At 45.3% G+C, this 21,627-nt stretch carries 25 protein-coding genes and 1 riboswitch; of the genes, 18 read left to right on the top strand and 7 right to left on the bottom strand.

Annotated features, from left to right (window positions below):
• The 3 genes from QUB66_RS12925 to QUB66_RS12915 form a co-directional block, all read left to right on the top strand.
• Window positions 1-220, top strand: a 220-nt coding sequence (locus QUB66_RS12925) for a hypothetical protein (protein WP_332971240.1), incomplete at its 5' end; no start/stop codon positions are given.
• A gap of 145 nt (window positions 221-365) precedes the next feature.
• A complete protein-coding gene (locus QUB66_RS12920; protein ID WP_265238196.1) occupies window positions 366-554 on the top strand; it encodes a hypothetical protein in 189 nt (62 codons plus the stop codon).
• Between the two features lie 133 nt (window positions 555-687).
• Window positions 688-2,898 carry a peptidase domain-containing ABC transporter gene (locus QUB66_RS12915; RefSeq protein ID WP_332968112.1) on the top strand — a complete coding sequence of 737 codons (2,211 nt, stop codon included), beginning with the start codon at window positions 688-690 and terminating at the stop codon, window positions 2,896-2,898.
• Between the two features lie 262 nt (window positions 2,899-3,160).
• Here the strand turns inward: QUB66_RS12915 and cimA are convergent, their stop codons facing one another.
• The gene (gene cimA, locus QUB66_RS12910; RefSeq protein ID WP_332968113.1) at window positions 3,161-4,774 is read right to left on the bottom strand and encodes a citramalate synthase; all 1,614 of its coding nucleotides are present in this window, start codon (window positions 4,772-4,774) and stop codon (window positions 3,161-3,163) included.
• Between the two features lie 115 nt (window positions 4,775-4,889).
• Here cimA and QUB66_RS12905 point away from each other — a divergent pair, with 115 nt between their 5' ends.
• Entirely contained in the window at window positions 4,890-5,228 is a 339-nt protein-coding gene (locus QUB66_RS12905; RefSeq protein WP_194013118.1) for a 2Fe-2S iron-sulfur cluster-binding protein, read from the top strand.
• 190 nt (window positions 5,229-5,418) lie between these two features.
• A complete protein-coding gene (thiO, locus tag QUB66_RS12900) occupies window positions 5,419-6,516 on the top strand; it encodes a glycine oxidase ThiO (protein ID WP_332968115.1) in 1,098 nt (365 codons plus the stop codon).
• A gap of 71 nt (window positions 6,517-6,587) precedes the next feature.
• Here the strand turns inward: thiO and QUB66_RS12895 are convergent, their stop codons facing one another.
• Window positions 6,588-7,061 carry a hypothetical protein gene (locus QUB66_RS12895; protein ID WP_265238206.1) on the bottom strand — a complete coding sequence of 158 codons (474 nt, stop codon included), beginning with the start codon at window positions 7,059-7,061 and terminating at the stop codon, window positions 6,588-6,590.
• Window positions 7,062-7,146: 85 nt separating this feature from the next.
• Between QUB66_RS12895 and QUB66_RS12890 the strand changes: the two genes are divergently transcribed.
• The gene (locus QUB66_RS12890) at window positions 7,147-7,287 is read left to right on the top strand and encodes a hypothetical protein (protein WP_332968116.1); all 141 of its coding nucleotides are present in this window, start codon (window positions 7,147-7,149) and stop codon (window positions 7,285-7,287) included.
• A 198-nt stretch (window positions 7,288-7,485) separates the two neighbouring features.
• Here the strand turns inward: QUB66_RS12890 and QUB66_RS12885 are convergent, their stop codons facing one another.
• Window positions 7,486-7,914, bottom strand: a complete 429-nt coding sequence (locus QUB66_RS12885) for an MAPEG family protein (RefSeq protein ID WP_265238208.1) — start codon at window positions 7,912-7,914, stop codon at window positions 7,486-7,488.
• Complete coding sequence (locus QUB66_RS12880; RefSeq protein ID WP_332968117.1) at window positions 7,915-8,346, bottom strand: DUF6220 domain-containing protein; 432 nt, start codon at window positions 8,344-8,346, stop codon at window positions 7,915-7,917.
• 90 nt (window positions 8,347-8,436) lie between these two features.
• Between QUB66_RS12880 and QUB66_RS12875 the strand changes: the two genes are divergently transcribed.
• On the top strand, window positions 8,437-9,153 hold the full coding sequence (locus tag QUB66_RS12875) for a LuxR C-terminal-related transcriptional regulator (protein ID WP_332968118.1): 717 nt from the start codon (window positions 8,437-8,439) through the stop codon (window positions 9,151-9,153).
• 272 nt (window positions 9,154-9,425) lie between these two features.
• On the opposite strand, the gene QUB66_RS12870 is transcribed toward QUB66_RS12875, so the two are convergent.
• Window positions 9,426-9,590 carry a hypothetical protein gene (locus tag QUB66_RS12870; protein ID WP_265238215.1) on the bottom strand — a complete coding sequence of 55 codons (165 nt, stop codon included), beginning with the start codon at window positions 9,588-9,590 and terminating at the stop codon, window positions 9,426-9,428.
• Between the two features lie 127 nt (window positions 9,591-9,717).
• Window positions 9,718-9,862, top strand: a riboswitch (cobalamin riboswitch).
• A 305-nt stretch (window positions 9,863-10,167) separates the two neighbouring features.
• Here QUB66_RS12870 and QUB66_RS12865 point away from each other — a divergent pair.
• The 6 genes from QUB66_RS12865 (at window position 10,168) to QUB66_RS12840 (ending at window position 14,714) form a co-directional block, all read left to right on the top strand.
• Window positions 10,168-10,350 (top strand): hypothetical protein, encoded by a 183-nt coding sequence (locus QUB66_RS12865; protein ID WP_265238217.1) that lies wholly within the window; start codon window positions 10,168-10,170, stop codon window positions 10,348-10,350.
• On the top strand, window positions 10,340-10,795 hold the full coding sequence (locus QUB66_RS12860) for a hypothetical protein (RefSeq protein ID WP_265238219.1): 456 nt from the start codon (window positions 10,340-10,342) through the stop codon (window positions 10,793-10,795). Before QUB66_RS12865 ends, QUB66_RS12860 begins: the two co-directional genes overlap by 11 nt.
• 129 nt (window positions 10,796-10,924) lie before the next feature.
• Window positions 10,925-12,040: a fatty acid desaturase gene (locus tag QUB66_RS12855; RefSeq protein WP_332968120.1), complete on the top strand. Its 1,116-nt coding sequence runs from the start codon at window positions 10,925-10,927 to the stop codon at window positions 12,038-12,040.
• 168 nt (window positions 12,041-12,208) lie between these two features.
• On the top strand, window positions 12,209-13,210 hold the full coding sequence (locus QUB66_RS12850; RefSeq protein ID WP_332968121.1) for a methyltransferase domain-containing protein: 1,002 nt from the start codon (window positions 12,209-12,211) through the stop codon (window positions 13,208-13,210).
• A gap of 380 nt (window positions 13,211-13,590) precedes the next feature.
• Window positions 13,591-14,370, top strand: a complete 780-nt coding sequence (locus QUB66_RS12845; protein ID WP_332968123.1) for an SAM-dependent methyltransferase — start codon at window positions 13,591-13,593, stop codon at window positions 14,368-14,370.
• 14 nt (window positions 14,371-14,384) lie between these two features.
• Window positions 14,385-14,714, top strand: a complete 330-nt coding sequence (locus QUB66_RS12840; RefSeq protein ID WP_332968125.1) for a cupin domain-containing protein — start codon at window positions 14,385-14,387, stop codon at window positions 14,712-14,714.
• A 251-nt stretch (window positions 14,715-14,965) separates the two neighbouring features.
• Here the strand turns inward: QUB66_RS12840 and QUB66_RS12835 are convergent, their stop codons facing one another.
• Window positions 14,966-15,667, bottom strand: coding sequence for a Crp/Fnr family transcriptional regulator (locus tag QUB66_RS12835; protein WP_332968126.1), 702 nt, complete (start codon window positions 15,665-15,667; stop codon window positions 14,966-14,968).
• 45 nt (window positions 15,668-15,712) lie between these two features.
• Between QUB66_RS12835 and QUB66_RS12830 the strand changes: the two genes are divergently transcribed.
• The 5 genes from QUB66_RS12830 (at window position 15,713) to QUB66_RS12810 (ending at window position 20,944) form a co-directional block, all read left to right on the top strand.
• Window positions 15,713-16,231, top strand: coding sequence for a hypothetical protein (locus QUB66_RS12830; protein WP_332968128.1), 519 nt, complete (start codon window positions 15,713-15,715; stop codon window positions 16,229-16,231).
• Window positions 16,206-17,237, top strand: a complete 1,032-nt coding sequence (locus QUB66_RS12825) for a thiazole synthase (protein ID WP_332968129.1) — start codon at window positions 16,206-16,208, stop codon at window positions 17,235-17,237. Before QUB66_RS12830 ends, QUB66_RS12825 begins: the two co-directional genes overlap by 26 nt.
• A gap of 80 nt (window positions 17,238-17,317) precedes the next feature.
• A complete protein-coding gene (psb34, locus tag QUB66_RS12820) occupies window positions 17,318-17,485 on the top strand; it encodes a photosystem II assembly protein Psb34 (protein WP_265238234.1) in 168 nt (55 codons plus the stop codon).
• Window positions 17,486-17,911: 426 nt separating this feature from the next.
• Window positions 17,912-20,134 (top strand): hypothetical protein, encoded by a 2,223-nt coding sequence (locus QUB66_RS12815; RefSeq protein WP_332968130.1) that lies wholly within the window; start codon window positions 17,912-17,914, stop codon window positions 20,132-20,134.
• Window positions 20,135-20,251: 117 nt separating this feature from the next.
• A complete protein-coding gene (locus tag QUB66_RS12810; protein WP_332968131.1) occupies window positions 20,252-20,944 on the top strand; it encodes a response regulator transcription factor in 693 nt (230 codons plus the stop codon).
• A gap of 166 nt (window positions 20,945-21,110) precedes the next feature.
• On the opposite strand, the gene QUB66_RS12805 is transcribed toward QUB66_RS12810, so the two are convergent.
• Entirely contained in the window at window positions 21,111-21,368 is a 258-nt protein-coding gene (locus QUB66_RS12805) for a DUF2811 domain-containing protein (protein WP_265238257.1), read from the bottom strand.
• Window positions 21,369-21,627: the final 259 nt, after the last annotated feature.

Raw genomic sequence — 21,627 nt, 5'->3', positions numbered from 1 at the left:
AAAAACTTTTAACCTTGAAAGGAGTCAAATCATGCAAGAAAATAAGGAAAATTCACTGTTTGCTGAACTCACCCCTGAAGAATCAGCTAGTGTCAACGGCGGTTACTATTATGCCAATAATCGCTACAACTGTAACCGTGGGCGCCGCCGCAGTTGGGTAGTGTACCGCCGGAATTGCGACGGTTCCTTCAGAAGAGTAGTCCGCTACGGCTACTCCTAAAGTTTAGGGCTGTGAATTCAGCTCTCTAACTGTCGATCGAGAAAGCACCCATAATTTCATGGTGCTTTATTTAAGCAAGGCTGTAGAAATTTTAGATAATTTCTAGTTTCTGTGAAAAACTTTTAACCTTGAAAGGAGTCAAATCATGCAAGAAAATAAGGAAAATTCACTGTTTGCTGAACTCACCCCTGAAGAATCAGCTAGTGTCAACGGCGGTTACTATTATGCCAATAATCGCTACAACTGTAACCGTGGGCGCCGCCGCAGTTGGGTAGTGTACCGCCGGAATTGCGACGGTTCCTTCAGAAGAGTAGTCCGCTACGGCTACTCCTAAAGTTTAGGGCTGTGAATTCAGCTCTCTAACTGTCGATCGAGAAGCACCCATAACTTTATGGGTGCTTTTTGCTGATTGGGTAGTTGGTGAGGAGTAGTGTTCATTATGCTCTACTCATTATTCAATTTGCAAAATGTTAAAGAACATCCCTTTGATCGGCAAAATGCCATTATTCGGACAAGTAAACAGATTTAAAAAATACCAGGTTGTAATCCAGCAGAGTGAAGAAGACTGCGGGGCGGCTTGTTTGGCTTCGATCGCCAAATTTTACGGACAGAATTTTACTATTAGTCGTTTGCGAGAATGTGCCGGCACTGGTCAAAAGGGGACGACTCTGCTGGGCTTGAAGCAAGGCGCTGAGGCGGTGGGCTTTAATGCTCGATCGGTGCGAGCAGCCGCTGCTATTTTAGACAAAATTGATGAAGCACCTTTGCCGGCAATTATTCACTGGAGCGGTTATCATTGGGTTGTTTTGTACGGAAAGCAGGGCGACAAATATGCGATCGGCGATCCGGCTGTCGGTATGCGCTATATTTCCAAAGAAGAATTAGCGGCAGGTTGGACAGATTGGCTGTGCTTGCTAGTAGACCCAGATCCCGATCGATTTTTTGCCGAAGCAGACGGTCAACCGCCCGCCAATTCAGTACAAAAATGGATGCGCCGGGTTTGGATTTACCGCCAGCTTTTAATGGAAGCACTGTTGCTGAATATGGTGTTGGGTTTGCTGTCAATTTCTTCGCCTTTTCTCGTACAACTGCTCACCGACGACATTTTGGTACGGGGCGACACGCAACTTTTGGCAAGTGTGGCGATCGCAGTTATAGTTATGAACCTATTTAGCAGCAGTTTGGGATTAGTACAATCAAACTTGATTGCTCAATTTTCCCAGCGTTTAGAGTTGGGATTGGTGATGGAATTCGGGCGTAAATTCCTGCGATTGCCTTTGAGCTTTTACGAAACCAGACGCAGCGGCGAAATTGTCAGTAGATTACAAGATATCCAAGAAATCAATAAATTAGTTTCTCAATTTGCTATCAGCTTGCCCAGTCAATTTTTTATAGCTGTAGTTTCTTTTGTTTTCATGTTATTTTACAGCAAGGAACTGACGCTGGCAGCTACAGTTATCGCTGTGTTCATGACTGCCTCTACAGTAGTTTTTCTGCCCGTATTGCAGCAAAAGACGCGGAATTTATTTGTACTAGAAGCAGAAACTCAAGGCGTTTTAGTAGAAACCTTTAAAGGCGCGCTGACTGTCAAAACTACTAGCAGCGCCCAGCAACTTTGGGAAGAATTTCAAAGCCGCTTCGGTCGCTTAGCGAGTCTTACTTTTCGGACTACACAAATTGGCATTCTCAACAATATTTTTTCTGGTTTTATTGCTTCAGCGGGCAGCATTACCCTGCTGTGGTTGGGCAGCGGTTTGGTGATTGACAAGGTATTGAGTATTGGTCAGTTGCTAGCCTTTATTAGCATGAATCAAAACGTTACTACTTGGGTGACTTCCTTGGTCGAATCTACTGATGAAATGGCTCGCGTCCAGACAGCAACTCAACGGCTTTCGGAAGTTATAGACGCTGAGCCGGAAAGTAAAAGCGATATTAATAAACCTGTGGTAACGCTTCAAGATCGTGACGAAATTGTTTGCAAGAGTGTTAATTTTCACTACCCAGGCAGACTTGACTTACTGGAAAATTTCTCTGTGACGTTTCCCGGCGGTCAAGCAATTGCTTTAATCGGTTATTCTGGTTGCGGAAAAAGTACGTTAGCTAAGGTAATTGCTGGTCTGTATCCGCTGCAATCTGGTAATGTGAGAATTGGCGGTTACAACTTGCAGGATTTGTCTCTCGACTGTCTCAGACAGCAGGTGGTTCTTGTTCCCCAAGAAGCGCATTTCTGGAGCAGATCGATTCTAGATAATTTTCATTTGGGCAGTCCTGATGCCAGCTTTGAACAGATTGTGAAAGTGTGTAAAATTGCGGGGGCTGACGAATTTATCAGTCAATTACCTGATAAGTATCAAACTGTTTTAGGGGAGTTTGGAGCGAATATTTCTGGGGGACAAAGACAGAGATTGGCGATCGCCCGCGCCATTCTCAACAACCCGCCAGTATTGATTTTAGATGAATCTACCGCAGGGCTAGACCCCGCCAGCGAGGCGGAAGTTTTGGAAAATTTGCTGATGTACCGGCACGGGAAAACCACGATTTTTATCAGTCACAGGCCGCGAGTGATCGATCGCGCCGATTGGATTATCATGTTAGAACGCGGCAGGTTGAAACTGCAAGGATCTGCGGCTAAATTGCGATCCGTTCCCGGAGATCATTTAGAGTTTTTGCATCCTTAAACAAGTTATAGTTAGTTGACAATCAATACGGTTCAATAAGATAAGACGGCGGTTGAAACCGCGCCTACACAAACAAAGTCCGCCTCCGCGGACTGAAGAGAATAAGGTAATTTTAACCGCATACTCTTCATCTTCAACCCGCGGAGGCGGGTTTTGTTTGTATCGACGCGGTTTCTAACCGCCCGGTATTTTTATCATCTTCAACCCGCGGAGGCGGGTTTTGTTTGTATCGACGCGGTTTCTAACCGCCCGGTATTCTTAATTAATGAACCCGACAAACCAAAGGAATCGCCTCTTGATTGTCCAGCACCAAACCATACTCCAAACCTTCAACAACCGCCTGACAAGAAGCATCCAAAATATTAGTAGAAACCCCTACAGTTGTCCACCGCTGCTGGCGGTTGCTCGATTCCAATAAAACGCGAGTTTTAGCAGAAGTACCCGCACCAGAGTCGAGAATTCGCACTTTGTAGTCTGTTAGATAAAAATGTGCAATCGCCGGATAAAAATTCACCAAAGCTTTCCGCAAAGCCGAATCCAAAGCGGAAACCGGGCCGTTTCCTTCCGCACATTCCAGAATATTTGTACCGTTGACTGACAATTTGACAGTTGCTAAAGCCGTACAATCTTCGCCAACCTTATCGCAGTGTACTTGAAATCCCTTAATTTCAAACCACCGCTGGCGCTGTTCCAAAGCCTCCCGCATCAACAATTCAAAACTCGCCTCAGCGCCTTCAAATTGATATCCTTGACTTTCCAAAGCTTTTAATTTTTCCAGAATTTGGCGGCAAGCAGGGTTTTTGCGATCGAGCTCAATCCCAAAAGTCTTAGCCTTCGCCAAAACATTACTCAAACCAGCTTGATCCGAAATCACAATTCGCCGGATATTGCCGATTTTTTCAGGTTCCAAATGTTCGTAAGTTAAGGGATTTTTTTCAACCGCTGATACGTGAATTCCGCCCTTGTGAGCAAAAGCCGAAAGACCGACAAAAGGAGCATGATCATCGGGAGCGAGATTGACAATTTCGCTGACAGATCGACTGACTTGAGTTAATTTGGCTAACTGTTCATTTTGAATACAATCATAACCTAACTTTAGCTGAAAATTAGGAATCAATGAACACAAATTAGCATTGCCGCAGCGTTCACCGTAACCGTTAATAGTTCCCTGCACCATTTTCACGCCTTCTTGCACAGCAGCCAAAGCATTAGCAACCGCAACTCCAGAGTCGTTGTGAGTGTGAATTCCTAAGTGTAAAAATGTTGTACTTTTTGTTGCTAAAAATGCTAAAACATCGCGAACTACTTGAGTTACTTCGTGGGGTAAAGTGCCGCCGTTAGTATCGCAAAGCACCAGCCATTCTGCACCGGCATCCGCCGCCGCTGCTAAAGTTTGAAGAGCATAATCGGGATTGTATTTGTAGCCATCAAACCAGTGTTCAGCATCGTAAATAACGCGCCTTCCCTGGCTCCGTAAATATTCAATTGTATCTCGAATCATCGCCAAATTTTCTTCTAGCGTCGTCTTCAAACCTTCAATGACGTGCAAATCCCACGACTTGCCAAACAGCGTTACCCAGCGAGTACCTGCGGACAAAATAGGCTGTAACATTTCATCATTTGCTGCTGTCCTTCCCGGCCGTCTAGTCGAACAGAAAGCGACAACTTCTGCTTGAGTTAACGGCTCTTCTTTGAGCCGCCAAAAAAACTGTACGTCTTTAGGATTAGCTCCCGGCCAGCCGCCTTCAATAAAGGGAATTCCTAAACTATCTAACTGTCGAGCTATGCGCAGTTTATCTTCGAGAGATAGGCAGAGTCCCTCGCACTGAGCACCGTCTCGTAGCGTGGTATCGTAGATCCAGAGCCGATTTGTCATGGGAAGTGCGATGAGAATTTGGTAATATATGACTTATCATATTAGATGAATTTATTTGAAATAAATGCGATAATATATAGGAAAGTTAACATAAATCTAATTGGGGTGAATTGCTGTGGTTAAGGTACAAGCGCAAGGAAAAACATTTGAGTGCGATCGCGAATCGAATCTCCGTGAAGTTTTACTCAAAAACGGCATCGATCTCTACAACGGTAACGCCAAAGTCATCAACTGTCACGGGCTAGGCACTTGCGGCACCTGCGCCGTCAGCATCGAGGGTGAAGTTTCCGAGCCGGAGTGGCGCGAAAAAGCCAGACTTTCCCTTCCTCCCCATTCTTCGGCATCGAACCGCCGTTTGTCCTGCCAAACTAAGGTTTTAGGCGATATTAAGGTGACAAAATATGACGGTTTTTGGGGCCAGGGCTCGGAGACTGTGTGGAAACCGCAAGCATAGATTTTTTGCGGATGAAGGCTGATAAGCTGTACTGCATTTAGATTGCATATTTCGGGCGGGCTAGGAGCATCGCCCCACCGAGAGTATGTAAAAATTGTGCAAAAATTCTAACTGTAAGGTGCGAACACCAGCACCTTACTCTCAAGAATGCCCAGAGGTAAAAAAAGCCAGAAAGTCCATAGAAAAGTCAATGAATTCATCTCAAGATATTCTGATTATTGGCGGCGGAATTATCGGCCTTTCCCTAGCAGTTGAACTGAAGTTGCGAGGGGCTTCTGTCGCCGTTCTCACCGCTGATTCTAAACAACCGACGGCGCGGGCGGCAGCCGGAATGCTTGCCCCCCAAGCTGAACGAATTCCTCCTAGTCCGATGCTGGATTTGTGCTTGCAAAGTCGCTCCCTGTATGCTGCCTGGGTGGAACGGCTGGAAGAGATTACGGGGTTGAAAACGGGGTATTGGCGATCGGGCATTCTCGCACCAGTCTGTCAAAATCAGCCTCAAGAACAGCCACATTTGTTAAACCTTAATTCTCATTGGTTGGACAGAGATGCGATTCGCCAGCACCAGTTTGGATTGGGTGAAGAAGTAATCGGTGGTTGGTGGTATCCTGACGACGCTCAAGTTGACAACCGCGCTTTATTTCGGACACTTCAGACAGCAACTAAAGAATTGCAAATTGAGATTATTCAAGGCAGTGCAGCGGAAATTATTCGGCAGCAAAACCGAGTTTTGGGTGTTGAAACAACGGTAGGAAAATTGCAAGCTGACCATTATGTTTTGGCGACTGGAGCTTGGTCTGAGCAGTTATTGAATGTTCCTATTTTTCCCAGAAAGGGGCAAATGATGTCAGTATGCGTCCCAGAAAATTGTGGAATAACTCAGCCGCTACAAACAGTTTTATTCGGCACCGGTATTTATATTGTGCCGCGTCAAGATGGGAGAATTATTATTGGTGCAACTAGCGAAAATGTAGATTTCACTCCGGGAAATACTGCGGCGGGAATCCACAGCTTGCTAGCAGGAGCTATGCAGTTATATCCCGAATTACAAAATTATCCGATTCTAGAGTTTTGGTGGGGATTTCGCCCAGCAACGACCGATGAGTTGCCGATTTTGGGTGCAAGTGCTTGGGAGAATTTGACGCTGGCGACGGGGCATTATCGCAATGGCATTTTGTTGGCTCCGGTGACGGCTAAATTGTTGGCTGATTCGATTTGGAATCAAAAAATAGATCCGTTATTGGCTGGTTTTAATTATGCGAGGTTTGCATCTTCAAAACTTACTTAAAGCTCTATTTGTAGGTGCGCAGTGCGCACCTTACCGCGTTTATGTAGCGCGTAAAATCATTTTTCAGTAAATCATGATTCGTCAGATTCCTGTTTTTTGGGTTGGTTCAATTCCCTGCATTTAGCGGAAGCCAAATCGTAAGCATTTTGGTAATCTTTGCCGCCTAACATCACATCGCCGTAATATTCATAAGGTTGATTGCCGTAAACCGGTAGCGGGTCATCTTCTGGATAATCTTCTTTTGACTCATCTAGAATTGCTTTGAGTTTCTTGATGCTCAATCGCTGGGCGGGAAAGTAATGAATGTCTTGAGCGCTGAAGCCGAGATGTGGGAAAGTTGGGTCAACAATCCGCTCGTTGAGTTCAATCCAGCTATACTCGATGGGTTTGTACGGTGCTCCGGGTGCAGCTAAAAATCCTTGGATGTAGATTGCACCTTCGGTGGTTAATGCTGCTTTGGAAGCGTTATCAAAGCAGTTTTTCCGGTTGCTTTTAATGCGAGTGGCGATTTCAATAGAAAGCGTCTCATCTAATAGTTCGCTCATAATCTCTTTTAGTTGCGTGTGCGATTAAATTGTAGCAAGTTAGAGCTCCGAACACAAAGAGCGATCGCAAGTGCGATCGTTCTTTGTGTTCCCGTTTCCAGGAGTTGAGGCAAAATCCTCTCTGGTGTTGTGTCAATTTTGGCTTTCCGGGGCGGTTTGTCAGCTACGCAGGCGGCGCGATAAAGGCTGGAAAGTCGATCGCCCGTATCATCCTCCCAACGGATAAAAAGATTTTGGACTCGCCGAATGTTTGAGAGTGCGATCGAGTTACAGCTTGGCCCCTTGTAGAACGGTCATTTATTAAAACGAAATGAAGCGCATAAGCTGTTGTGCATTTAAATTGTATGTTGAGGGCGGGCAGGATGCCCACCCCACAAGAGTGAAAATTTATTTTACCATGCAATTTAAATGCTGATTAGCTTACCTATGTAGCAAAGTGGCTAAGGGCTGCACGAATTGCGATGAACCACACCATGAGAGTTGAAAATAGGTACAGGTAGAACCGAAGCATGATCAGATTGAATGTACAATGAACGATGCTATGCAATGCGCGAAAGACAACGAAGATCCAAGCGGCATTCACATAAACTGCATCTACCTGTTTCGTGATGAAGAGGTATAACACCAGCGCATAAAAGAGGACGGGAATCTCGAACAGGTTCTTGAGGTTATCTGATGGATTGGATACGTTTGGTGGCGATATCTGCGCCAGTGTACCAGGTACAGCCAGATCCTTCGGGTCGAGCTTTGTATTTGTGATGAAAGTGATACGGCGGATGTACATATACACCCAGACTAAAAGTGTCAGAAACACCATTGCAAAGAAGGGGCTGAAAATTGCATTTTGCATCATTTATACCTTTTCAACTCGATCGTTATGAAGATTGGCGGGCGATAAAATCCGCCCTACGCTATGTACAAGGCTTGAAGAAACAAAGAGTAATGTAAATCCAATCAGAGGATGGAGTACCTGTAAGTGAAAAGGACTCTTGAGATGAATGGTAAAAAATTGTAGTCCAAGCAGCACGGGTAGACTTGCAGTGAGACGTTGTATTTGGGGTGAGAATCGAGTGATGAGCGACCATCCCAGCAATAATAATGACAGCCCGCTATATCCTCGGACTAGCCAAACATGAATATCCCACCATGCAGGATTAACAAAGTAAGCGACTCCAACCGTTAACAATTGAGCAATCAAGCAGAGGTTAAACACGACGGAAATCGCATAAAACCCAATCTGCATCGAACGGATGGGAGCGCGCTCAATTTCCGAATTGATGGTCATGTCATGTTATTTTTGATACTTTTGATAATATAAGCTGAGTAATTCAGTAGTTATAGACCCCGATCGGGTACACTTTTTGCCATCATGACCATGACAAATTCCTTACAGCATTTATTTGAAGCCATCAACCAGGTCAAAGATGAACAAGACCTGCGATCGCAAGTCGTGCCGAAAATCGGTGAGTATTTTGCAGCTAAGCGATCGGCAGTCTTTTTCTTCGATCGACTGCCCTTGGTAAATAGCAATCTTCAGAAAACACTGCAAAATGGACTATCAATCGAACATAATCCTGTTGTACGTTATTTAGTAGAGCGTCATGCTCCCGTTCACGAAGCATTAGTAGCATCACCCAAGGTTTGGACTATGATTTGTCCTCGACCCGATCATTGGCACGTGATGGCGGGGCCGATTGTAAGCTGCGGTCAATTAGTGGGTGTATTGGGCTGCACTCGCGAACAGTCAATGCCTGCCTTTGATGCACAAAATCTAGCTGATTTGAGTGCCATCTGTTTGCACTTGTCTGTTTGGACTGCAACAGTGCGATCGCAATACCAACCTTTCAAAACCGATCGCTTAACGTCTCGTGAATTGCAAATTGCCGAGTTGGTTGCTTTGGGACGAACCAACGCAGAAATTGGGACTGAACTTTGGATTACTGAGAATTCTGTGAAGCAAGCTCTGAAGCGAATGTTCCGCAAGCTTGAGGTTTCATCTCGCGCACAGATGGTTGCACAACTTTCTGCTACGAAACACCATTTGCCAAGTGTAAAACAGTCTTTATCTGATTTGGTACTCAACACTGACTAATAACCTTTTGCTTGCGCCTTCACTGACTAACCAGCGGTATAACTGAGCGTTAACTTGCAAATGCAGGAATACCCGATCTAACCCAAAACTATCGCCTATTTTGTGTCTTGTCACATTCTCATCAAGCAAATTATCAAGATTTTTATGTGTCTGCGACTTGCCGTATAGTATGATTTATAGTTCTGGATTATCAGACCTTTTGCATGAATTTTCGATCGATAAATTGACTGCTGATTCAGGGCAGATGCAACACAGATCGACGCAGATGTATTTCAAGATAGTTGATGACTTTTGCAATTTTGTCGATCGCCCATATAGCCCGCAAATAAAAAGTTTTCGGGAGTCGCCCAAGTTTTGAACGTGCGATCGAGTTCAGAGTTGAACCCTTGTGGAAGGGTAAAGTGTGCCACAGACGATGCAAGCCACAAGAGTGCCATACCTCACCCAACGCCGATCGCCTTTGCCACCAACCAGTCGTATTAATGCGTTCCGGTGCAGCGATTTGTGGCGCTGGTGACAGATTTCACAGTTTTTTATGCAAACAAGCCAAAATTGTGATAAGCTCATAGATGTGCAAAAATCGGTTTCAACGAAAAGCAACCGTTGGAAGAAACGGGGAAAGTCCGGTGTAAGTCCGGCGCTGTCCCGCAACTGTGATGAGATGATACAGTCTCTTAGTCAGAAGGCCCGCCGATATCGCAAACCTGTTCTTTTTCGTCTACGAGGCATAGATGATGGTTAATTCAGCTTTCTCAAAATTTATGTGTTTTGGCGATCGATCTATTGACTTAGAACGATATTGATTGGACTTCACTGATTCCTGATAGATTTTAGTCGGTAATAGTTTCTGCGTAAATGTGAATAAAAGGCGATGTCTACCAATCGCTAACTATTTCCGTGTAGTCTGTCGCTACTCTACAGTAAAATCATCATACTTTGTAACTGTTTGAACTCAGCCTCAGTATATTTTTGCTGTCAATTTTCACAAATTTAATCATTGAAATAAGTTGAGTTATGACGATTCTAGCTGAGACATTGAGATATCCTCGGATTGGTAAAAACCTAGAAGTTAAGAAAGCCCTGGAAGCATTTGCGAGTGGGAAATCAGAGACAGATGCTTTATTTCAGACTGTTCCATCGCTGAAAAATATGGTGAAATATGCTAAAGTGCTGGGGGATCAAGCCAATGCAAGTTGAAAATAACAAGCGGCAAGGTAGCTTTAGCTATTGGCAGAATAAGTTCATCCACCAAAATATGCTGACAATTGGATACACAGCTTGGAATGGATTTTTAACCCTTGGTCGAGGTATGACGGTTTGTGATGTCGATCTACCTGTCAATGCACCTGTAAATTGGCAGACTGATACAATTCCGCATTACTTGCAATTCATCACTGAATTATCAGTAACAGATTATTTACGACGACTCGAATTAGAGCCATGCGCCATTTCAAATTTGCTTCAAATTATTGCAACATACAATCCCACCCAAGAAATTATTATTCTGCTAACAGGTGACGGTCAAATTGAAATCGATTTACTGCAACGGTTGGCGATTCCTCCGGTTGATTGTTATGACCAAGTACGTCAGCGTTGGGGTGAATTTCAACTCTACGATACAAGCCAAATGAGAAGACAATGAACTCAATATTATCAGCAGGTTTATTAAATATGGGTTAAAAGCAAACTGCCATTAATTTATTTTTATAATGGCAAAACGCCCACATTCTAATTCTCAGTTCAGCACTTATCCACACTACAAACATACTCAATGAAAAGCGCGATCAAAAAGTCGGATTTTGTGCTATCTCCTTACATGAAGAGCAACAATTTCACAGCTACTTGCCAAATCCTCAATACAGTGATTCCCTATACATTTTTATGGTTTTTAGCATTTAAAGCTGCTGCCATTTCTGTATGGCTTCTGCCACCGATAATCGTGTTAATGACACTTTTTTCTGGTCGTTGTTTCTCGTTGATGCACGACTGCGGACACTATTCTCTGTTTAGTTCCAAAAAAGTCAATCGCACCGTGGGTTTCCTGCTAGGTATCATCAATGCGATTCCTCAGTACCCCTGGTCGAGGGGACACGCCTATCACCACAAACATAATGGTAATTGGGATATGTACCGAGGCCCTTCGGCGTTGATTTCTACAGAAAAGTTTGCGGCGCTAAGTCCATTTAATCAAAAGATATATCAGTTGCTGAGACACCCATTTATGCTGTTTCCTGGTGGTTTTTTCTACCTGATCATTAAGCCCAGACTCGCGCTGATTTTGGGGACTGTTGGTTTTATTCAACATATTTTTACTTGTCTAAATCAAGATTCTGGCATGGGTTTATCTGGAATCATTGCCTCTTATAAATCCAAACATTGGTATACGACGGCTGAGTTTTGGGATTTACTCTTCAACAATATTTGTGTTGTTGGTAGCTGGATTTATCTGAGCAACTTACTTGGGGTGGGGTTTTTCTGGAGTGTTTACTCAATTGTGATGACTTGTTCAGCGGCGATATTTATCTGTATCTTCTTTGTTCAGCATAATTTTGAGGGTTCCTACGCTCATAAAACAGAGGGTTGGGACTATCTTCTTGGCGCAATTGAAGGCAGTAGTTATCTCAAATTACCAACTATTCTTAATTGGTTTTCGGCTGATATTGCTTACCACAATATTCATCATCTTTCTGAGCGAATACCTAACTACAATCTTCGGGCGTGTCACAATGCTAATATTCACCTGTTGACTAATTCAAAAATACTGACACTTCGCGATATTCCTGATTGTTTCAAGTTCATTCTTTGGGATGCTGATTCAGATAGTCTGCAATCGATTGCATCATTTCAAGAACAAGCAGAAATTAAATTCAGCAGTGTAGCCAATTAAGGAGGCAGAGCCTCCAGATATTCGTTACCAGGCAGGATCCTGGTAACGAGTAAAATAGAGCCGATACCCGTCAAGCATAAATGGTTTGATTCCCCTACTATGGAACTGTCAACTGTCCACTGTCAACTGTCCACTTCTATACATTCTGCTCTTGAGAGAAGGTGAAAAATGAATTTATTTGTTGTAGTTGGAGTGGTGTTTGCACTACTGGCGATCGCCCTTACGATCTATTTAATCACGGCTCGCCCTTATCAATCATCCGATTCTGTGGCCAATTCCTACGATGAATGGACGGAAGACGGCATTTTGGAATTTTATTGGGGCGAACATATCCACTTGGGGCATTACGGTGCGCCGCCACAACGGAAAGATTTCCTCGCAGCTAAATCGGATTTTGTGCATGAAATGGTGCGCTGGGGCGGCTTGGATCAATTACCTGCTGGTACTACCGTCTTAGATGTGGGCTGTGGAATTGGTGGTAGCAGCCGGATTCTGGCGCAGGATTATAAGTTTGCTGTCACCGGGATTACTATCAGCCCGCAGCAAGTTCAACGTGCTCAAGAATTAACTCCGCCAGAACTTGATTTGCAGTTTCGGGTGGATGATGCTATGGCGCTGTCGTTTCCAGATGCGAGTTTTGATGTGGTTTGGTCGATCGAAGCCGGGCCCCATATGCCAGATAAAGCCGTGTTTGCGAAAGAGTTAATGAGAGTCGTAAAGCCCGGTGGCGTGCTGGTTGTGGCGGATTGGAATCAAAGAGACGATCGCAAAATCCCGCTCAATTTCTGGGAGAAACCTGTAATGCAGCAACTGCTGGATCAATGGTCACATCCGGCTTTTTCAAGCATCGAAGGCTTTTCAGAACTTTTAGAAGCAACGGGGTTGGTGGAGGGCGTTGTGACTACCGCAGATTGGACGAAAGAAACCCTTCCTTCATGGATAGATTCTATCTGGCAAGGTATAGTTAGACCGGCCGGATTAGTGCGTTTTGGTGTATCGGGTTTCATCAAGTCTCTGCGAGAAGTACCGACTCTTTTACTAATGCGGTTAGCATTTGGTGCGGGGCTTTGTCGCTTTGGAATGTTCCGCGCAATCCGAGCAAATTCGATAGAGAGAAGTCTGGCGGTTGAAACCGCGTCTAGACAGGCAAAACCCGCCTCCGCGGGTTGAAGACATTGCAATTAAAATTAAGAAGACTGGCGGTTGAAACCGCGTCTAGACAGGCAAAACCCGCCTGCGCGGGTTGAAGATATTGCAATTAAAATTACGTTATTCTCTTCAGTCCGCGGAGGCGGACTTCGTTTGTGTAGACGCGGTTTCAACCGCCGACTTCGTTTGTGTAGATGCGGTTTCAACCGCCGACTTCGTTTGTGTAGACGCGGTTTCAACCGCCGTATTCGTTTATATAGACGCGGTTTCAACCGCCATATTCGTTTATATAGACGCGGTTTCAACCGTAAGTCCTATCTTATTTGAATATGAGTTAGCTCATAGACAGATTTGGAAGAATTTGGCAAACTGAGAGTAAGGTTAAATAGGAGGTCAAATCTATGACCAATACTACTCTCAATTTTAAGACTGCGCCGGGCCATGAAGTCCTAGCAGCCGCTGGCAAGACAATGCTGAGGCCGGGGGGAAAAGCTGCTACAGAAATGTTATTAGAATTGGCGGATTTTAAGTCTGGGGATACTGTTTTGGAGTTGGCGGCGAGTTTTGGATATAGTTCGATCGCCCTTGCAGAACGTTTTGGTGTAAAAGTAGTGGGAGTTGAGAAAAATCCCGACAGTGTGTCGCGCGCCCGTGCTAACGTTGCAGCAGCGGGTTTGAGCGATCGAGTGGAAATTATCGAAGGAGATATTTTGCACTTGGATCGGATTACCCAAGAGTTTGATTGGGTGTTGGCTGAAGCTATTCTGACGATGCAGTCGCCGTCGGGGAAAGCGAAGATTTTATCAGGAATTGGCGATCGGCTAAAACCGGGTGGCAAGTTTCTCTCTCACGAACTTTTAGCCAAAAACCGAGAAGCAGAAATTCACAAAGCTTTATCGGAAGTGATTCGAGTTAATTCAACACCTTTGTCTGAGTCGGGCTGGATTGCTCTTTGTCAAAACGCGGGTTTGCAAGTAGAAAAGTGTCAAACCGGGGCGATGGGACTCCTCAATTTGCGGCGAATGCTTGATGACGAAGGGTTTGTGGGTACTGCGCGAATTTTGTGGAATGTTTTAAGCCGATCGCAAATTCGCGATCGTATCTTAGCAATGCGTCGAGTTTTCCAGAAGTACCAAGAGGATTTAGGCTATATCATCATCTGTGCTCAAAAACAATCTTAACGGAGTAAAAAATTATGACTGCTACCATTTTACCGCTACAATCTTCATCAATCCAACTCAGAGACACAATTGAATATCCCGCCACCGGAGTGCAGAGCAAAATCTTAGTCAAAGACAATAATTGTCAGCATACTTTACTTTGTTTGGCAGCAGGTTCGGACATTGCCGAACACCATTCAGCGCGGAATGCGACAATTAATGTAGTCGCAGGAAAAGGAGTTTTGACGCTCGAAGGTAAGGATATAGTTTTGGAACCGGGAGTATTTGTATTCATGCCCGCTCGCGCTCCCCACGCTTTGAAAGCCGAAGAAAATTTGGCGTTTGTTTTGACATTTTCGGAGTGAAAATAAGACCCGGCGAATGGAATTCGTGAGAATAAGACCCGGCGAATGGAATTCGTGAGAATAAGACCCGGCGAATGGAATTCGCGGCGACACAAACAAAACCCGCCTCCGCGGGTTGAAGAATGAGTGGTTAAAATTATCTGATCTTGAGTCTGCGGAGGCAGACTTTGTTTTTGTAGACGCGGTTTCAACCGCCGTCTTATCTTCGTTGTAGGCGCGATTTAAACCACCGTCTTATTTTCGGGAAGGCTTTAATCTATTTCATCTCCAGAGGCAATATCCTCCAATTTATGCCAATCCAACACAGTAATTTTACCGCCTCGACTGTAGGATACAAACGGCTTAAGTTTCTTAAATAAGCGCACGCATTCTTCATAGGTAATGCCAATACTGCGAGCAATTTGATAGTATGGCAAACGTTTTTCTAAACATACACTATTATTTACAATCTTCGTGCCTTGCTCGATGCCAAAGTAATGAATGAATCGGGCCAGCCGCACGATCGCCCTTTCCGACACCAAACCGTGTACAGTCTCATGTAGTTGCTGCAACCGCTGGTTAAAAACCGCCAATATTCGCAAAGCAATCTCAGGATTTTCTCGAATTGCTGCTAGCAAAAAATCCCGTTCTGTGGTAATAACCTCCACATCAGTTTCAGCAGTCACCGTTGCCGGCGCAATCCCGTCACCCAACAAAGCAGGCGCAGCAAACATATCTCCCTGAAATAGGGTGCGGAGAATTGTTTCTTTACCCGCCACCGCTGTTTTTGCCACCCGCAGAGAACCGCTCAAAAGCGTGTATAATTTTTCGGGGATGCGATCGCCCTCATACATCACAACTTCTCCCTGTCGGTAAGTCCGAATTGCTGTATGTTCTTGCAATTGCTCCAATTCAGTTCGGTTTAAGCTGGCAAATATCCCAATTTCGGCCAGTTGCTCGACAGTTGCTTTCATACATTTAACTTTAGGCGATCGGAGTCCATTGAGAGTATAATAACGGTGAATTCAGAATATATCCAGACAAGCAAAGCCATCTACGAAAATGCCGAACCCGAATATCAGCGATATTATTTTGATGAGGTAGCTGGCGGATTTGTCCTCATCCACCAACAACACAATCTTAATGATTCGGAAATCTTTGTTGCTGAAGTTTTGGCTAAAATAGGCAAGAGAGTTAAAATTTTGATCGAACAAGCAGCAGAGGGTGTGAGAACGCCAGATGCTGAGATTGACGGTCAGATTTGCGAATTTAAGGAGTTGACAGAACAGACTCAAAATATTAGAGACAGAGTGCAAGAAGGCATCAGTAGAGCAAAAAAGCAAGGTGCAGCAACCGTTATTTTTCACATCAACCGAGAAAATTACGATGTCTGGAAAATCAACGCTGGCATCAAACAAGCTCTGTTCTGGGATACCGAAAAGCAAATTCAAAAAATATTTTTTGTTGTCAACAGCGAACAAATTCAAATCATCACAAGGGAAGAGTGGAAAAATGGAAGATCATTTCAGCGAATTTAAAGAGATTGTAACGCGGGGATTGCAGAACAATATGCCGCGAGATGCTAAATTAATTACTTTAGGGCAAATTTTATCTGCTGTTACCCACGACGATCTAACTATTGAAGAAGCTTGGCAGCTTGAAGCAATGCTCGGAGGTCGAAAGCAGTGGGAAGAGGCAGTAGAATACAGCATTTTTGGCTATCCAGTAGATACAGCAACGCCATCTTTAGATAAACCTCTGGTGATTGCTGGCAAAACTTTTCATTCTCGCTTGATGACGGGGACGGGAAAATATCGCAGCATTGCCGAAATGCAGCAAAGTGTCAATGCTAGCAGGTGCGAAATTGTGACTGTAGCTGTGCGGCGGGTGCAGACAAATGCTCCCGGTCATGAAGGATTGGCAGAGGCTCTTGATTGGACTAAAATTTGGATGCTGCCCAATACTGCTGGTTGTCAAACTGCGGATGAGGCGATTAGAGTGGCTCGTTTGGGCCGGGAAATGGCAAAGCTTTTGGGGCAGGAAGATAATAATTTTGTCAAGTTAGAAGTGATTCCTGATGCTAAGTATTTGCTCCCAGATCCGATCGGCACTTTGGAAGCCGCAGAGCAATTAGTCAAAGAAGGTTTTGCCGTTTTGCCTTACATTAATGCCGATCCGCTGCTAGCAAAACGCCTCGAAGAAGTCGGTTGTGCAACTGTCATGCCTTTAGGTTCGCCCATCGGTTCCGGGCAAGGGATCAATAATGCTGCCAATATTCAAATCATTATTGACACGGTGAAAATTCCTGTGGTAGTCGATGCCGGAATCGGCACTCCCAGCGAAGCGGCCCAAGCAATGGAAATGGGCGCTGATGCACTGTTGATTAATTCGGCGATCGCCAATGCCCAAAATTCCCCGGCGATGGCAAAAGCAATGGGAATGGCAGCAGAAGCGGGACGTTTAGCGTACTTAGCAGGAAGAATGCCTGTCAAAGATTATGCGATCGCCTCTTCTCCTCAGACAGGCACTGTCAACTCAAAATAAATTCCTGAACTTAAGGGCGGCGCTTTGATAGCGTTTTTTGGTAAAGTGATGGCAATCAAAAATATTGAGGATTGTTGCCAATGCCTTATACTACCGAAGAAGACGGACGCTTGAACAACTTTGCCAAAGAGCCGAAAGTCTACGGCGCCGAACCTCCCGACAAAAACCAGCAGCGGAACTACATCATCCTAGGTGTTGCAGCATTCCTGTTGGTGGCCGGTTTGGTGTATGTGGCTGCTTCAGTCTAAAAGCTGAGCTGACACTCAAACCTGCTTCAAATCAGAATTTTAAATAATCATTCAACAAACCATGTTTCCCTACCAAGGTAAACATGGTTTTTGTGTTTCAATGAAAAGCAGGTAGTTGCGATAATCCTGAACAGTGCCGAGCGAGCTGAAAAACTAAATAAGACCAGCAGAAATTTGGTGGTTTGCTTGGGGCGATGAGGTTCAGGGACTTGGCGGCAATTAATCAGACGGCAGCGTCAAAAATATAAAATTGCTAATTGAAAATCTACAATCCTGTGGTGGTTAACGGTGCGATTGACTGCCGAATGGGTCGGTGTTGCGATCGCCTATCGGCGATTTCAACTCTCAACTCTATAATCTACAATCTACAATCCAAAATCTAAAATCTAAAATCCAAAATCTAAAATCTAAAATCGCCAGACTGTGATGTCTACTCCTTCCCAAAAAGTTTCTAGCTCGAACAAGCAGATCTATCAACGCTTGAAACAGGCGATCGACCTCAACTTACGCCGTCAAATTTTTATCGCCGCCTGTGACGACTTGTGTTTGCGCGACTGTCTGGCAGCCCGCTTGCAGGCAGAATTAGCCACCGACAGTGCTGACTCGATTTCTCGTCCTTCCTCGATCGACTATCCCCGATTTGTCAGTTTGGAACTCGACGTGAGCGATCCAAATCCTTGGGACTCGATCGCCGCGTGGCTGACCCAACACCCACCGCCCCGAAACGGTGGCAGCGGAGGCCGTTTGCCGGGATTTCAAATTCTCGGAGCCGAACACCTGACCAGGCACTCACCAGCCGTGCAGTGGTCGTTCCTGAGCCATTTGAGAGACATCGAAGCAAACCTGCAAATGTGCGAGTCTACTCTGTTGCTGTGGGTTTCGCGCCCTTGGCTAAGTTCGATCGAGCAATCGGCCCCGGAATTTTGGCAATGGCGCACCGGAGTATTTGAGTTTGAAGGCGAACCAACTCCAGCGAAGGGAGACTTCGGGCACTCGGAAGACTTCGGACACTCGGAAAACTTCGGAAACTTGCGGGACAACGGAGACTATGGCGACAAAGTTTTAAAATATTCAAAGTCTCAAGAATCCCCAATTCCCGATTCCCCATCCCCAATTCCCGATTCCCCATCCCCAATTCCCGATTCTCCCTCGGCCACAACAGATTCTAAATCCGTAGAACTGGCAGATTTGGTGCTAGCATCGGCCTCCGAGGAGTTGGAAGCAGCAGATAATCTCGCATCGGAAGACAATTTACTGCCGCTGCAAACCCTGCAATACATCGAATTGCTGCAAGAACATCAGTGCTGTTCCGAAGCATTGGCTTTGGCTTATTACAGTTTGGGAAATTACTACCGCGATCGCATTTTGGGCGGAGATGCTTCCCCGCAAAACCTGACAATTGCTATTCGCGCGATCGAGCAAGTGATTGCATACCTGGAACTCGACGACAACTCGCAGCAACATCAACCACTAACCGACGAATGCGCGCGGCTAATTGCCCAATTGACACAAAATTTAACTCAGTACGAGTCCAACAGCCTACCGCCAATTTCCGATCTAATCAACGATCTCGGCACTTTCTACTGGATGCTGTCGCGCGATCGCACGAATGGCCTCAACTCCGCCGATCCGGTATCCTGTCTCGAACGCAGCATCGCCCTCTACCTTGAAGGTTTGAACCGCACAGATGCCGACAGTGAACCTCAAACCCGCGTGAGATTAAACAAAAATTTGGGAATCGCTGCGGCAGATTTAGCCCGCTATCAAGACAAGACAGAGAACTTGCAGCAAGCAGTTGCAGCTTACCAACAAGCGCTACTAGATCTAGACCCCGCAGCCGAACCCCAGCAGTACGCGGCGGCTCAGAATAATTTGGCGACAGCATACTGGAATTTAGCTCAAGATGGTCAGCCGATCGTCTATCTCAAAAGCGCGATCTCCGCTTACACTCAAGCCCTCTGCTGTTACAGTCCCGATCGAGAACCGCTCAACTATGCCGGAGTGCAAAACAACCTCGGTACTGCTTGCTGGAACCTCGCCCAGCACGAACCCTCAGAACTCCTGCTAGTCAGGGCGATTGATGCTTACCGCGAAGCCTTGAAATATCGCACCCGAGAATTAGTACCAGCAGCAGCAGCAGCTACCTACAACAATCTCGGTACCGCTTATTGGCATTTGGCGAACCAGTTCCAGCAGCAACAGGCGCGGACGGAATCTTTACAGCAGGCGATTACCGCCTACGAAGCTGCCCTGGATATCGCCGGCAAGCTCGATCGAACCCAACTCACTTTTGACACTCTTGCCGCCCGCAACAATCTCGGACTAGCCCACTATCAACTAGCCACAGATCCAGATTTCGCCACCAACAAAGTCGCCCAAACCAGCCATCTAGAAGCAGCACTGCACCACCAGTTGCAAGTGTGCACTGCCTGGGGACAACATCTCAACGACAAAGGGTTAATATATGGAGATAAACTTAACCTGCAAGCCCCAGCCAACTCCCAAGCTGCCGATTCCCGGCAAACAGCATTGAGTTATATTGTGAAAACGATTAGAGCTTTCTATAGTGAATGTGGGCTGCCAGGTCAAAATTTAGCCTTATCCAAAATTCCCGGAGATTTATTGCCTGAAATCTTGCGTAGGTTATAAATATGGCTATAAATATGGCTATAACTGTTAAAAGCTCAATTTTTTCGAGATTTGTACCCAGTTTTCTATTATTATGGCTGAATATTCTTGCCTAATTCTTCAAGCAAAGTTGTGGTCATGGCCCCTGTAAAAATCCTTGTGGTTGATGACGACCCGGCAATCCGAAATTTAATTCACCGTTTTTTGAGCCAGCAAGGTTATCAACTAGAGTCTGCCGAAGACGGTCAGACCGGTCTGGAATTATTTGAGCAACTCAATCCTGACTTAGTAGTTCTAGATGTAAATTTACCCGATACTACTGGCTACAAACTGTGTCAAGAAATGCAAAGACGCACGGGCGTGTTTGTGTTGATGCTGACCTGCCGAACCGATGAAGCTGACAAAATGAAAGGGTTTGCCGAAGGTGCTGACGACTACATTACTAAACCTTTTAGTCTTGTAGAAATTGGAGCTCGCGTTGCAGCAATTTTGAAGCGTAAACGCATTGTTACTCCGACTCAACAACAAAGTCTTACCTTTGGACAGCTACTAATAGATCCCGTCCGCCGCGAGGTGATTCTCAACAATCAGATAGTGGCTTTGACTGCTTTAGAATTCGACTTGCTGTACTGTTTGGCTAGCAAACCCGGTCGCGTGTGGAGGCGATCGGAATTGCTGCATGAAGTCTGGGACTACGAGTATGTGGGAGCCGATCGCGTGGTGGATGTCCATATAGGTCAAATTCGCCGCAAAATTGAACCAGATACCAACCAAATTTCGATGATTCAAACCGTCCGGGGAGTGGGTTACAAGTTTGAGCCAAAAGCCTAGTAGGATTCGGCATTCGGCAGCCGGATCTTTAAGCACCAGGCTGTAGGGGGTGGGTTCACCAAGATCTTTGATTCACAATCCAGGATACTTGTAAACCTATCCTCCCCACGCCCTAGCAGAAAGCAGCGCCCCCGCCAGCAGGCATCCCCCCATCTTCCCATCTTCTTCACGACGAAGGACTTACATTATTGCTGTGCAAGTCTTGAGGCGATTGAAACAGAGTTTCGAGATAAACTCTCGCAGCTTGGCGGTAGCTGCGCGAAGCTTCCGGCGTACCGCTATCAGCATTCTGCAACAAAAACAGCGACAGGGACGCGGAAAATACTCGGTCTAGATCCCATTCGGGATGAGTTTCCAGGTAAGTTTTGAGAGAATCGTGCAGCGTTTCGGGAATTTCGGCAAAAATACTGACTGTTGGGTTCATCATTTTTTTAGTCTCGCTAATAAATTGAAAACAGAACCCCCTTTTCGGCCGGATACAGGTGCAGGCACAGCCGAAATCAGAGCGCTTTTTTTTAGGTCGGTCGCATCATTGTGCGTATCAGGAGGTGGGTTTGTCAATGTTGCAAAATATTACAAAGTCCTTTATGTAAAAAAAATATTTACGCAATAATCAGCCTTTTGGCGCATTTTTTGTTACATAAATTTATATCTTTGAGGTTTGTCTGAGGGATTTGGCAAGA

It is taken from the genome of Microcoleus sp. A2-C3, from assembly GCF_036706065.1.
Lineage (GTDB): Bacteria > Cyanobacteriota > Cyanobacteriia > Cyanobacteriales > Microcoleaceae > Microcoleus.
The sequence above is the reverse complement of the archived record's forward strand: the minus strand, read 5'-3'. Positions and strand labels throughout refer to the sequence as shown.